Source organism: Streptomyces asoensis (genome assembly GCF_016860545.1).
Classification (GTDB): Bacteria; Actinomycetota; Actinomycetes; order Streptomycetales; family Streptomycetaceae; genus Streptomyces; species Streptomyces asoensis.
Genome location: NZ_BNEB01000003.1, coordinates 1,257,041 through 1,269,330 on the forward strand (window position 1 = coordinate 1,257,041; position 12,290 = coordinate 1,269,330).

A 12,290-nucleotide genomic window follows, 5' to 3' on the forward strand; every position below is an offset into this window, starting at 1 on the left:
CGACCCATTTCCACCCGAAAGTGGGCCCACGACAGGTTTGGGCAAGGAATTACACACCCCGCCCGGCGGAATCGGAATGATCAATTCCAATGTCCACAGATCTTTCGCACACCCTGTGGATAACTGATCCGGAAGGGTCACCACCTGTGGACAACACCCCACTCAAGTGCCCTGTCGCGCAAGGGAATCGAGTCAAGCAGGCGCCCGCGCCCTGCCCCGTCCCAGGGAGTGAGACACTTTTTATTGACACGCTCGGCAATTCGCCCATAACGCATCGTAAGCGGCGATTCGGAACAGCCCGCGCCCGGTACGGAATGGTGTCGTGAGCCGCAACCCCGCACGGGTAGCCTTGGCCGCGTGATTGACCTTCGCCTGCTCCGTGAGGACCCCGACCGTGCGCGCGCTTCCCAGCGCGCCCGTGGAGAGGACGTCGCGCTCGTCGACTCCCTCCTCTCCGCCGACGAGCGGCGCAGGTCGTCCGGCGTCCGCTTCGACGAGCTGCGTGCCGAGCAGAGGGCGCTCGGCAAGCTCATCCCCAAGGCCTCCGCGGACGAGAAGGCCGAGCTGCTGAAGAAGGCGAGCCAGCTCGCCGCCGACGTCAAGGCCGCCGACGCCGAGCGCGACGCCGCCGACGCCGAGACCCAGGAGCTGCTCCAGCGGCTCGGCAACCTCGTGCACCCCGACGTGCCCGTGGGCGGCGAGGAGGACTTCGTCACGCTCGAGACGCACGGCGCGATCCGCGACTTCGGCGCCGAGGGCTTCGAGCCCAAGGACCACCTGGAGCTCGGCAAGATCCTCGGCGCGATCGACGTCGAGCGCGGCGCCAAGGTCTCCGGCTCCCGCTTCTACTTCCTCACCGGCGTCGGCGCCCTGCTCGAGCTGGCCCTGGTGAACGCGGCGATCGCGCAGGCCACGGCCGCCGGCTTCACGCCGATGCTGACCCCGGCGCTGGTCCGCCCCCAGTCCATGGCGGGCACCGGCTTCCTCGGCCAGGCGGCCCAGGACGTCTACCACCTGGACAAGGACGACCTCTACCTCGTCGGCACCTCCGAGGTCCCCCTCGCCGCGTACCACATGGACGAGATCATCGACGCGGAGAAGCTGCCGCTGCGCTACGCGGGCTTCTCGCCGTGCTTCCGCCGCGAGGCCGGTTCGCACGGCAAGGACACCAAGGGCATCTTCCGCGTCCACCAGTTCGACAAGGTGGAGATGTTCTCGTACGTCAAGCCCGAGGACTCGCAGGCCGAGCACCAGCGCCTGCTGGCCTGGGAGAAGCAGTGGCTGTCGTCGCTGGAGCTGCCGTTCCGGGTCATCGACGTCGCCACCGGTGACCTCGGCTCCTCGGCCGCCCGCAAGTTCGACTGCGAGGCGTGGATCCCGACGCAGGGCAAGTACCGCGAGCTGACCTCGACGTCGGACTGCACCGAGTTCCAGTCGCGCCGGCTGTCGATCCGCGTCCGCGAGGGCAAGCAGGTCCGCCCGCTGGCCACGCTCAACGGCACGCTGTGCGCCGTCCCCCGCACGATCGTCGCGATCCTGGAGAACCACCAGCAGGCCGACGGCTCCGTGTACGTGCCCGAGGTGCTGCGCCCGTACCTCGGCGGCCGGGAGATCCTGGAGCCGGTGGCCAAGTGAGCGGCGCCTTCCCCTACCGCCTGATCGCGACCGACCTCGACGGGACGCTCCTGCGCTCCGACGAGTCGGTCTCGCAGCGCACGCGTGACGCCCTCGCCGCGGCCACCGCGGCGGGCGCCTCGCACATCGTGGTCACGGGCCGCGGGGTCGCGTGGACCCGGCACGTCCTCGACGACCTCGGCTACGACGGTCTCGCGGTCTGCGGTCAGGGCGCCCAGGTCTACGATGCCGGCGCGCACCGCCTGCTGACCTCGGTGACCCTGGACCGGCAGCTGGCCGGGGTGGCGCTCGCCAAGATCGAGGCGGAGGTCGGCCCGCTGTACCTCGCGGCGAGCCGCGACGGCCTGGACGGAGACGTGCTGGTCGGGCCCGGCTACGCGCTCACCGGCGCGTTGCCGTCGACGCCGTTCACCGACGCGTCCGACCTCTGGTCGGCGCCGCTGAGCAAGATCTACATACAGCATCCGGAGCTGTCGGACGACGCGCTGGCCGAGGCTGCCCGCCGGGCCGCGGGCGGCTTCGTGACGGTCGCCATGGCCGGAGCGGGCATCGTGGAACTGCTGCCCCTGGGCCTCTCCAAGGCCACGGGCCTCTCCCTGGCGGCCCGCCGCCTGGGCCTGAAGGCCGCCGACACGATCGCCTTCGGCGACATGCCCAACGACATCCCGATGTTCGCCTGGGCCGCCCGGAGCGTGGCCATGGCCAACGCCCACGAGGAACTGAAGGCCGTCGCCGACGAGGTGACCGCCTCCAACGAGGAAGACGGCGTGGCCACAAAACTCGAATCCCTCCTCCCCCACTGACGCGGTCCCCGCCGACGCAGCCGATCGCCGCAGGCGACCAGGGCCCCGGGTGGTTACGCAGTGCGCCGCCGGCGCGGCCGATCGCCGCAGGCGATCAGGGGCGCGGGGAACTGCGCGCCCAGCCACGACGCACCCGCACCCGCCCCTCGACCGCCATGCCCCCATGGCCCTCGCGCCGCGGCCGTAGGCCAACACCGACCCCGGCCACACCCGGCCCTCGGCCACCGGCCACCGGCCAATCCCCGGCCCCCGGCCACCCCCGGCACAACCCCCGCCAAGTCCCAGTGACAACGCCCCGTGGAGGATGCACGATTCGAACGTGCGCGGGGTCCCCCCCGACCTCGGCCCAGTGAGCCGGTGCCTTGCCTCTCGGCCAATCCTCCGGGTGGGCGGCCCACGCGAGAGCGACATCGCGTGCTCGAAGCGGCCGCCCCGGGCAGCTCCCCGCGCGGACGGGTTCCGGAGGCGTAACTACTCCGTGCCCCGCCGCGGGCTGCCCTGAAGGGAACCCGACGGACCGCCGTGCATGGGCGTCGTCGCGTTCCGCTCCCGGTCTGCGGCACCGGATCCCTCCGGTCCCGTGGGTACGACCACTGTGCCCGGCGGGCGAGTCCGAACGCCACCGAATAAAACAAGCGTGCGAGTCCGGGGAGGCGACGGAGACGACGGGGGGCGAAGAGGCCGAAGGGAGGGGCTGAACGGCGTTACCCGCGGCGCCACCGACGGCGTCGCGCCTTGCTGAAGAACCACCCCGCGGGCGGCTCGTCGGACCGCCAGGGCTGCGGTTCGGGCTCCTGCGCGCGCCAGCGCGCGGCCAGCATCCGGGCCCGGGCGGACGGCTCGGCCGTCCCGGCGGCCCGTACGAAGTCCTCGTCCAGGACGAGACCGGCCCAGACCTCGTCCTCGGACCGCTCGCGACCGCCGCTCACCTCGTCGTCGTCCGCCATCGCGCCCTCCCCGCCCTTTCTGCTCCGCCCAGTGTGCCGGGACCCGGGTGAAGCCACCGTCAAGAGGAGACGTCCCGCCGGACGGCGGGACCGCTCACTCCTCGCCCGCGAGCTTCAGCGCCCGCAGCTTCTGTCCCGCGTACCAGGTGGCCAGCACGGTCACCACGACCAGCAGCACCGTCGCCGTCGTCAGCCCGACGTCGGAGGTGACGAGGTCCCCGCCGGCCACCTTGTGGGCGACGGCCAGCGACCACTGCTGAATGCTGAGCGTGCGCGCACCGGGCACGAGGGAGCCGAACAGCGCCTCCCAGACGAGCGCGTAGACGAGCCCGAAGACCACCGCGTGCCGGGACACCGTGCCCAGCAGCAGGAACACCGCCGCGTAGGCGATGGAGGAGACCAGCGCGGCCACCGTGTAGGCGACGGCGATCTGCTGGCCGTTGCCGTTGAGGATGAACCCGGCGACGAGCGTCGGCAGCGCCGAGAAGACCATCGTCACGGCGATCGCCACGATCAGCTTGGTGAAGATGATCGTGGGCCGCTTCAGCGGCTTGGAGAGCAGGTAGACGACGGAGCCGTCGTCGATCTCCGGACCGATCGCGCCCGTGCCGGCGATGACGCCGATGATCGGCACCATGGTGGCGAGCGCGAGCCCGCCGAGCAGGTCGGACGCCGTCTGGTCGTCGGCGCCCGCGAGGCCGCGCACCACCACCGAGATGGCGATCAGCAGCAGGGGCAGGGCGCCCAGAATGAGGGCCCGGCGACGGCCGAGCAGGGCTCGGTAGGTGAGCCGGGCGACTGTGGGGTCGTACATCTTTCGGCCTCCTACGCCGCGACGAGATACGAGAAGACGGACTCGAGCGACTCGTCGGACGGCGAGACGGTCAGCAGCCGGATGCCGTGGTCCCTGGCGACCCTGGGCAGCAGTGCGGTGAAGCGGCCGAAGTCGACGGCCTGGACGCGCAGCGCGCCCTCGGCGAGGTCGACCTCGATGCCGGACGTCGACGGGTCGGCGATCAGCGCGGCCGCGAGGGCGCGGTCGTCGCTGGAGCGCACGAGGTAGCGGTGCGGGCGGTCGGTCATCAGGCGGCGGATCTTGCGGAAGTCACCGCTGGCCGCGTGCCGACCGGCGACCACGACCTCGATGTGCCAGGCGAGCTGCTCGACCTCTTCGAGGATGTGGGACGAGAACAGCACCGTGCGGCCCTCGTCGCCCATGCGCCGCAGCAGGTCCATGAGCTGCATGCGCTGCCGCGGGTCCATGCCGTTGAAGGGCTCGTCGAGCAGGAGCAGCGACGGCTCGTGGACGAGGGCGCTGGCCATCTTCACGCGCTGCCGCATGCCCTTGGAGTACGTGGAGATCTTGCGGTCCTGCGCGTACTCCATCTCGACCGTGGCGAGCGCCTGCTGGGCGGCCTTGGCGCCCAGACCGTGCAGCTCGGCGTTGGCCACCACGAACTCGCGGCCGGTGAGGAAGTCGTACATCGCCTCCCGCTCGGGGACGATGCCGATGTGCCGGTAGATCGCCTCGTTGCGCCAGACCGGCTGCCCGTCGAGGGTGACCGTGCCGGTGGAGGGGGCCAGGAAGCCGCCCATCATGTTGATGAGGGTGGACTTGCCGGCGCCGTTGGGACCGAGCAGACCGGTGACGCCCGGACCGATGGTCATGGTGATGTCGTTGACGGCGACCACGTTGCCGAACCAGCGGGAGACGTGGTCGATGCTGAGCGTGGTCACAGTCCGATCCTTCGGTAGCGGCGCACCAGGAGGCCGTAGCTCGCGGCGATGAGTCCGAGGACGACGAGCACGTAGACGGCGCCCTCCCCGTGGGACGGGCCGATCGCGCCCGGGAAGGCGGAGGCGGCTCCCAGGAACGCGGACTGCACGCCGTCGATGAGGGTGACCGGCGAGAACAGGCCGATCCAGGGGATGGAACCGGTGCTGTTCTGCGCGTCGGCGATGGCCTGGAGCGTGGAGACGGCGCCGTAGGAGATGGTCAGTACGGCGATGACGGCGGCGATGCCGAAGCCGCGCCGCGGGGTCACCGAGGCGATGACCAGGCCGAGGCCGGCGAAGAGCAGTGAGAGCAGTGCCACGGACACGATTCCCTGGGCGAAGCCCTTGGTCTGGTCGGCGAAGTCCAGCTTGGCCAGCAGCGCGCCGATGTACAGCACCAGCAGCGGGGCGGCGGTGAGCACGAAGAGCGCCGAGGCCAGCGCCGCGAACTTCGCGCGCACGTAGTCGGACGTCTCGATGGGCCGCGAGAAATACAGCGGCACGGTCTTGAAGCGCAGGTCGCGCGAGACGGACTGGGGTGCCTGCGAGGCGACGTACAGGCTGATGACGGCCTGCATGATGATCGCGTAACGCGTGTAGTCGACGGGCAGTTCCTTGGCCTTGGTGGCGACCGCGACGGCGACCATGATGGCCGCGGGAACGCACATCACGACGAACAGCAGCATCGGCAGCACCTTGGACTTCACCGAACGGCCGAGGCCGTAGGCGCCGCGCAGGGACTGCGAGTAGAGGGAGCGGCGGGCGTAGGCGCGGCCCAGGCGGGGCCCGTCGTAGCTGCGGTAGCCGATGTTGTGGATGCGGGTCTGGTCGGGCCCGCCCGTGGGGGCGGCGACCGGGTGCTCAACCGCCATGGCCGACGGCCTCCTTGTGCTGCTGGTCGTTGCTGGTGCCGGAGTCGGTGAAGACCTCGGAGATGTGGTGCCTGCGCTGTTCCATGCGCACCAGACCGAGGCCGAGGTCGGCGACCACGTCCCGGACGACGTCGTACGTGTCCTCGCCGCGGGCGGTCAGGAGCAGGACGTGGCCCGCTCCCGGCAGGCCGCTGTCGGCGTCCAGGACCTCGACGCCGCGCGCGTGCAGCGCCTCGCGGACCGCGCGGGTGCCGTCCGGGTGCTCGTCGGTGTCGGTGACCTCGATGGCGAGGGTGGTGGTGGTCTGGGTGAAGTCGGTGGTGGAGCTGGAGCGCAGGAGCTTGCCGCCGTCGACGACGACGACGTGGTCGCAGGTGCGTTCCAGTTCGCCCAGCAGGTGGGAGGTGACCAGGACCGAGATGCCGAAGTCGGTGTGGATGCGGCGGATGAGCCCGAGCATCTCGTCCCGGCCGACCGGGTCGAGCCCGTTGGTCGGCTCGTCCAGGAAGACCAGCTGCGGGTCGTGGACGAGGGCCTGGGCGAGCTTCACGCGCTGCTTCATGCCGGTGGAGTAGCCGCCGATGGGCCGGTAGCGCTCCTCGTACAGGCCGACGTGGCGCAGTGTGTCCGCGGTGCGCTCGCGGGCGGCGGTCGGCGGCAGGCCGGACATGCGGGCCATGTGCACGACGAACTCGGTGGCCGAGACGTCGGGCGGCAGGCAGTCGTGTTCCGGCATGTAGCCGACGCGCTCGCGGATGGCGGCGCCCTTGGTCGCGACGTCGAGACCGAGCACCTCGGCTCGGCCCTCGGTGGCGGGCGACAGACCCAGCAGGATCTTGATCAGTGTGGACTTGCCGGCTCCGTTGGCGCCGACGAGCCCGGTCACACCGGGCCCGACGTCCACGGAGAGCCGGTCAAGCGCGGTCACCCGGGGGAACCGCTTGCTCAGGCTTTCGGTCACGATCACAGTCACGTCATCGAAAGTAGTGACGCACGCCACGATATTCGTCAGACCTCAGAGCCGTCTTCGCCTCAGACCTCAGATGTACGGGACCGTAGGGGATGCCATGCCTGAGAGCTACGGGCGGCCGTCGGCGGCTTTTCCGCGGGCCTGGCACCCGCCTGTTGACGCCGCCTCTAACAACTGCCACATTCGGCGATGCCGAGTGGCGGAGGCGGACATGGACGCGGAGGGAAGGCGGAGGGGGAGTGACGTTGCCGGAGGGCGTGCGTGAGCGGCGGGTGCGAAGCGGCGGAATCGAGCTGTGCGTGGCCGAGCTGGGGGACCCCGGACAGCCGACGGTCGTCCTGGTCCACGGCTACCCGGACAGCAAGGAGGTCTGGTCCGAGGTCGCGTCCCGGCTGGCGGACGTCCACGGGCTGCACGTGGTGCTGTACGACGTCCGCGGGCACGGGCGTTCCGGCGCGCCGCGGCCGCTGCGGGGCGGGTTCACCCTGGACAAGCTCACGGACGACTTCCTGGCGGTCGTGGACGCGGTCAGCCCGGACCGGCCGGTGCACCTCGTGGGGCACGACTGGGGATCGGTGCAGGCCTGGGAGTTCGTGACGGTCGAGCGCACCCGGGGGCGCATCGCGTCCTTCACCTCGATGTCCGGTCCTTCCCTCGACCACTTCGGCCACTGGATCAACAAGCGTCTGGCGCGGCCCACTCCGCGCCGCATCGGTCAACTCCTCGGCCAGGGCGCCAAGTCCTGGTACGTGTACCTGCTGCACACCCCGACGCTGCCCGAACTGGCCTGGCGCGGACCGCTCGGCAAGCGCTGGCCGGGCATCCTGCGGCGGATCGAGAAGGTCCCGTCCGGCAACTACCCGACGCCGTCGCTGCCTTCGGACGCGGCCCACGGCGCCTGGCTGTACCGCGACAACGTGCGGCCCAGGCTGCGCCGTCCCCGCCCCGACGCGCACGCCCACGCGCCCGTGCAGCTCGTCACGCCCACCGGGGACCGGTTCCTGTCCGAGCGCCTCTACGACGAACTGGAGCAGTGGGTACCGCGGTTGACCCGGCGCTCCCTGCCGGCCGGGCACTGGGTCCCGCGCACCCGGCCCGACCTGCTCGCGACCTGGATCGACGACTTCGTCGCCTCGGTCGAGACGGACGGGGAGGGCGCCGTCGGGACAACGGGGGCCTCGGACAGCGCAGTCGGGCCGGGACGCACACCCGCCGACGCCCGGTACGCCGAACGTTTCGGTGGCCGGCTGGTCCTGGTCAGCGGCGCGGGCAGCGGCATCGGCCGGGCCACGGCACTGGCGTTCGCGGCTGCGGGCGCCCGGGTGATCGCCGTCGACCGGGACGCGGAGAGCGCGGCCCGCACCGCCGAGACGTGCCTCCTGTCGGGCGCGCGCGGGGCCTGGGCGGAGACGGCCGACGTCTCCGACGAGCGGGCGATGGAACAGCTGGCGGAGAAAGTCCACGCGGAACACGGCGTGTTGGACGTGCTGGTGAACAACGCCGGCATCGGCCTGTCGGGCTCCTTCTTCGACACGACGCCGGACGACTGGCGCCGCGTCCTTGACGTCAACCTGTGGGGGGTCATCCACGGGTGCCGTCTCTTCGGGCGGCGGATGGCCGAGCGCGGACAGGGCGGTCACATCGTCAACACCGCTTCGGCGGCGGCCTATCTGCCGTCCCGGGTGCTGCCCGCCTACAGCACGTCCAAGGCGGCCGTCCTGATGCTGAGCGAGTGCCTGCGCGCGGAACTGGCCGGGCGGGACATCGGCGTCACGGCCGTCTGCCCCGGCCTGGTGAACACCAACATCACTGCCACGGCCGCCTTCGTGGGGGTGGACGCCGAGGAGCAGCAGCGCCGCCGCGATCGCTCCACGCGCGCGTACGGCATACGCAACTACCCTCCGGAGAAGGTGGCGGACGCGATCCTGCGGGCGGTCGTGCGCAACGAGGCGGTGGTGCCGGTCACCGCCGAGGCGCGGGGCGCCCGTGCGCTGTCGCGTTTTCTGCCGGGGGCGTTGAGGGCACTGGCGCGCGTCACACCTCTGTCGTGAGCCTGCTCCGCTCGCCAACCGCCTTCCGTCGCACGACGGTTCTCGAACTCGGCTGCGGGGAGGCCGTCGTGGGACGCGTGAGGACAAGTCCTGCGATCGGGTGCGGCGTTGGCGAAGAGATGTGCTCCTGACGTGAGTTGTCCACAGAACGCGCAACTAGGCTGTGGATAAGTCGAGTTGCTTGTGGATCAAACCTCCACCCCAAAAGAAAATGCGTGACGCGCGTCTCTCCCGTCATGCTGGGCGGATGAACGAGACGGACAGGGACGAGAGACGCACCGTGAAGGTGTCGAAATACCTCTCGAAGCACCTGCGGCACCAGCCCGAGCGCATCGGCCTCACGCTCGACGAAGCCGGCTGGGTGGAGATCGACGACCTGATCGCGGCGGCCACGGCGCACGGCTTCCGCTTCACCCGTGACGAGCTGGACCATGTCGTCGCCGCGAACGACAAGAAGCGCTTCGCGGTCGACGGCAGCCGCATCCGCGCCAGCCAGGGCCACAGCGTCGAGGTCGACCTGGGGCTGCCCCCGGCGACCCCGCCGCCGTACCTCTACCACGGGACGGTGGGCCGCTCGCTGGAAGCGATCCGGGCCGAGGGGCTACGGCCCATGAACCGGCACGACGTGCACCTCTCCGCCGACCGGGAGACCGCGAACCGGGTGGGAGCACGCCGTGGCCGCCCGGTGGTCCTCGCCGTGGACGCGGCCGCCATGCACCGCGAAGGCCATGTCTTCCACGTCAGCGCCAACGGTGTGTGGCTGACCAAAGCCGTACCCGTGCGCTACCTGCGCTTCCCCGAACACCACTGAGAGCATCGGAAGGACGGCGCCCGCACCTGCCGTAGCACCCGTCTCTTCGGCATGATCACAGGTATGGACCACCTTCCCTCCACCGAGGCCGCCGTCACCGCCCTGCGGACGATCGCCACGCAGTACGGGCTCGCCATCCGGGTCACGCACGACATAGGCGCCGACCAGACCTCCCGCCGCAGCTCGGCCGGGGTGGGCGTGACGACCGACCCGGACGGCTCACTGCCGCACGAGGCCCATGTCGAACTCGGTGGCCGCCCCGCCGTGAGCGTGCGCCTCTTCCCCGACGACGACGCCCTCATCACCGTCGACGGCGTGGAGTGTCCCGACGTCGACCGCGATGACGTCCCGGCCTTCCTCCGCTCGCTCTACGACGGCCACGCCTGGGTCAAGGCCCGGCGCTTCCCGCCCGGCAACTTCCTGATGGTGCCGCTGCCGCAGGACCGGGTGCACAAGGAGTTCATCCTGGTGGGCCTCACTCCGTGGCTGGGCGGCCGCGTACGGTGACCGTTTCACGTGAAACACGCTCGGCCGCATACGCTCGATGACATGAGCCTGCGCCTGAGCACCGTGATCCTCCCGTACCAGCGCTGGAACGAGGGGGGCCGTTCCCCGTGGACACGGGCCGAGCAGCTCGGCTTCCACAGCGCGTACACCTACGACCACCTGTCCTGGCGCACCTTCCGTGACGGCCCGTGGTTCGGCGCCCTTCCGACGCTCACCGCCGCCGCGGCCGTCACCGACCGGCTGCGCCTGGGCACGCTCGTGACCTCCCCGAACTTCCGGCACCCGGTGACGCTCGCCAAGGAGCTGATCTCCCTGGACGACATCTCGGGCGGCCGGGTGACCCTGGGGATCGGCGCGGGCGGCACCGGCTTCGACGCCACCGCCCTCGGGCAGGAGCCGTGGACCCCGCGCGAGCGGGCGGACCGCCTCGCCGAGTTCGTACCGCTGCTGGACCGGCTGCTCACCGAGGACTCCGTCTCCTATGAAGGCGACTACTACTCGGCGCACGAGGCTCGGAACATCCCGGGCTGCGTCCAGCGCCCGCGGCTGCCCTTCGCGATCGCCGCGACCGGACCCCGCGGACTGCGGCTCGCGGCACAGTACGGACAGGCCTGGGTGACCACGGGCGACCCCAAGCTGTACGAGGAGGGCACCCCCGAGCAGTCGGTTCAGGCCATTCGCGGCCAGGTCGACAAGCTCACCGACGCATGCGCCGCACGCGGGCGGGACGTGCAGGAATTGGACAAGATCCTGCTCACGGGCTTCACCCCGGACCGCGGCCGTCCGCTGGAGTCCCTCAACGCCTTCGTCGACTTCGCGGGACGGCACCGGGAGCTCGGCTTCACGGAGATCGTGGTCCACTGGCCCATCGCCGACTCCGTGTTCGCGGCGGACGAGAAGGTCTTCGAGCAGATCGCCATGGAGGCGCCGGCGCAACTGCGCTGACCCCCGCATCAGGTCATCCGCGCCCCCGGCGGCACCTCATCCGTGCGGGCCGCCTCACGGGCGTGCGCGCATATGCGGGAGAATGGCCCGGTGACCTCAGCGACTCGACAGCCCGAGACCCCGGCCGCCGCTCTCCCGCCGCGGCTGATCGCCACCGATCTCGACGGCACCCTGCTGCGCGACGACAAGTCGGTCTCCCCGCGCACGGTCGCCGCCCTCGCCGCCGCCGAGGAGGCGGGCATCGAGGTCTTCTTCGTCACCGGCCGCCCGGCCCGCTGGATGGACGTGGTCAGCGACCACGTCCACGGGCACGGCCTGGCGATCTGCGGCAACGGTGCCGCCGTGGTCGACCTGCACGGCGGCACCGGCGCCCACCGGTTCGTGAAGGTGCGCGAGCTGGCGCGGGAGAACGCGCTGGACGCCGTGCGGCTGCTGCGGGAGGCGGCGCCCGGAACCATGTACGCGGTCGAGCAGACGTACGGCTTCTACCAGGAGCCGGAGTATCCCAAGATGCACCTGGAGATACCCGACAGCCTCGCGCCGGCCGAACGGCTGCTGGCGCCGGACGCACCCGGTGCCGGGGAACCCGTACTGAAGATCCTCGCGTTCCACCCCACCCTCGACCCGGACGCCTTCCTCACCGTCGCCCGGCTGGCGATCGGTGACCGCGCCAACGTCACCCGCTCCAGCCCCAGCGCCCTGCTGGAGATCAGCGGTCCCGACGTCTCCAAGGCCAGCACCCTCGCCCTGTGCTGCGCGGAACGCGGCATCTCCCACGAGGAGGTCGTCGCCTTCGGCGACATGCCGAACGACGTCGAGATGCTGACCTGGGCAGGCCGGTCCTACGCGATGGGCAACGCGCACCCGGACGTGGTCGCGGCGGCCTCCGGGCGGACCGTCGCCAACAACGAGGACGGCGTCGCCGTCGTCATCGAGCGGCTGCTCGCCGATCGGGGCTAGCCCACCGCCCCAC

General features: G+C 71.1%; 12 protein-coding genes and 1 tRNA gene. 7 read left to right on the top strand and 6 right to left on the bottom strand.

Features of this window, described 5'->3' with window-relative positions; genetic code table 11:
- Window positions 1–357: 357 nt before the first annotated feature.
- A complete protein-coding gene (gene serS, locus Saso_RS18330; protein WP_189923759.1) occupies window positions 358–1,635 on the top strand; it encodes a serine--tRNA ligase in 1,278 nt (425 codons plus the stop codon).
- Entirely contained in the window at window positions 1,632–2,438 is an 807-nt protein-coding gene (locus tag Saso_RS18335; RefSeq protein ID WP_189923757.1) for an HAD family hydrolase, read from the top strand. The genes serS and Saso_RS18335 overlap by 4 nt, the downstream gene beginning before the upstream one ends.
- A gap of 298 nt (window positions 2,439–2,736) precedes the next feature.
- Here the strand turns inward: Saso_RS18335 and Saso_RS18340 are convergent.
- From Saso_RS18340 to Saso_RS18365, 6 genes are all read right to left on the bottom strand, one after another.
- Window positions 2,737–2,821, bottom strand: a tRNA-Ser gene (locus Saso_RS18340).
- A 321-nt stretch (window positions 2,822–3,142) separates the two neighbouring features.
- A complete protein-coding gene (locus Saso_RS18345; protein WP_189923755.1) occupies window positions 3,143–3,385 on the bottom strand; it encodes an SGM_3592 family protein in 243 nt (80 codons plus the stop codon).
- Between the two features lie 94 nt (window positions 3,386–3,479).
- Window positions 3,480–4,199: an ABC transporter permease subunit gene (locus Saso_RS18350; protein ID WP_189923753.1), complete on the bottom strand. Its 720-nt coding sequence runs from the start codon at window positions 4,197–4,199 to the stop codon at window positions 3,480–3,482.
- Window positions 4,200–4,210: 11 nt separating this feature from the next.
- Window positions 4,211–5,122, bottom strand: coding sequence for an ABC transporter ATP-binding protein (locus Saso_RS18355; protein WP_189923751.1), 912 nt, complete (start codon window positions 5,120–5,122; stop codon window positions 4,211–4,213).
- Window positions 5,119–6,033, bottom strand: a complete 915-nt coding sequence (locus Saso_RS18360; protein WP_189923749.1) for an ABC transporter permease — start codon at window positions 6,031–6,033, stop codon at window positions 5,119–5,121. Before Saso_RS18360 ends, Saso_RS18355 begins: the two co-directional genes overlap by 4 nt.
- A complete protein-coding gene (locus Saso_RS18365) occupies window positions 6,023–7,000 on the bottom strand; it encodes an ABC transporter ATP-binding protein (protein WP_189923979.1) in 978 nt (325 codons plus the stop codon). Before Saso_RS18365 ends, Saso_RS18360 begins: the two co-directional genes overlap by 11 nt.
- A gap of 242 nt (window positions 7,001–7,242) precedes the next feature.
- Between Saso_RS18365 and Saso_RS18370 the strand changes: the two genes are divergently transcribed.
- The 5 genes from Saso_RS18370 (at window position 7,243) to Saso_RS18390 (ending at window position 12,277) form a co-directional block, all read left to right on the top strand.
- Window positions 7,243–9,054, top strand: coding sequence for an SDR family oxidoreductase (locus Saso_RS18370; RefSeq protein ID WP_189923747.1), 1,812 nt, complete (start codon window positions 7,243–7,245; stop codon window positions 9,052–9,054).
- A gap of 247 nt (window positions 9,055–9,301) precedes the next feature.
- Window positions 9,302–9,865, top strand: a complete 564-nt coding sequence (locus Saso_RS18375; RefSeq protein ID WP_194540229.1) for an RNA 2'-phosphotransferase — start codon at window positions 9,302–9,304, stop codon at window positions 9,863–9,865.
- A gap of 63 nt (window positions 9,866–9,928) precedes the next feature.
- Entirely contained in the window at window positions 9,929–10,372 is a 444-nt protein-coding gene (locus tag Saso_RS18380; protein ID WP_189923744.1) for a hypothetical protein, read from the top strand.
- Between the two features lie 42 nt (window positions 10,373–10,414).
- Entirely contained in the window at window positions 10,415–11,317 is a 903-nt protein-coding gene (locus Saso_RS18385) for an LLM class flavin-dependent oxidoreductase (protein WP_189923743.1), read from the top strand.
- A gap of 72 nt (window positions 11,318–11,389) precedes the next feature.
- Window positions 11,390–12,277 carry an HAD-IIB family hydrolase gene (locus tag Saso_RS18390; protein ID WP_189923742.1) on the top strand — a complete coding sequence of 296 codons (888 nt, stop codon included), beginning with the start codon at window positions 11,390–11,392 and terminating at the stop codon, window positions 12,275–12,277.
- Window positions 12,278–12,290 lie beyond the last annotated feature (13 nt).

Excerpts from the sequence above, each read along its gene's own strand:
- Saso_RS18345 (WP_189923755.1), bottom strand. The coding sequence starts at position 3,385 with ATGGCGGACGACGACGAGGTGAGCGGCGGTCGCGAGCGGTCCGAGGAC.
- Saso_RS18350 (WP_189923753.1), bottom strand. The coding sequence starts at position 4,199 with ATGTACGACCCCACAGTCGCCCGGCTCACCTACCGAGCCCTGCTCGGC.
- Saso_RS18360 (WP_189923749.1), bottom strand. The coding sequence starts at position 6,033 with ATGGCGGTTGAGCACCCGGTCGCCGCCCCCACGGGCGGGCCCGACCAG.
- Saso_RS18375 (WP_194540229.1), top strand. The coding sequence starts at position 9,302 with ATGAACGAGACGGACAGGGACGAGAGACGCACCGTGAAGGTGTCGAAA.
- Saso_RS18380 (WP_189923744.1), top strand. The coding sequence starts at position 9,929 with ATGGACCACCTTCCCTCCACCGAGGCCGCCGTCACCGCCCTGCGGACG.
- Saso_RS18385 (WP_189923743.1), top strand. The coding sequence starts at position 10,415 with ATGAGCCTGCGCCTGAGCACCGTGATCCTCCCGTACCAGCGCTGGAAC.
- Saso_RS18390 (WP_189923742.1), top strand. The coding sequence starts at position 11,390 with ATGCGGGAGAATGGCCCGGTGACCTCAGCGACTCGACAGCCCGAGACC.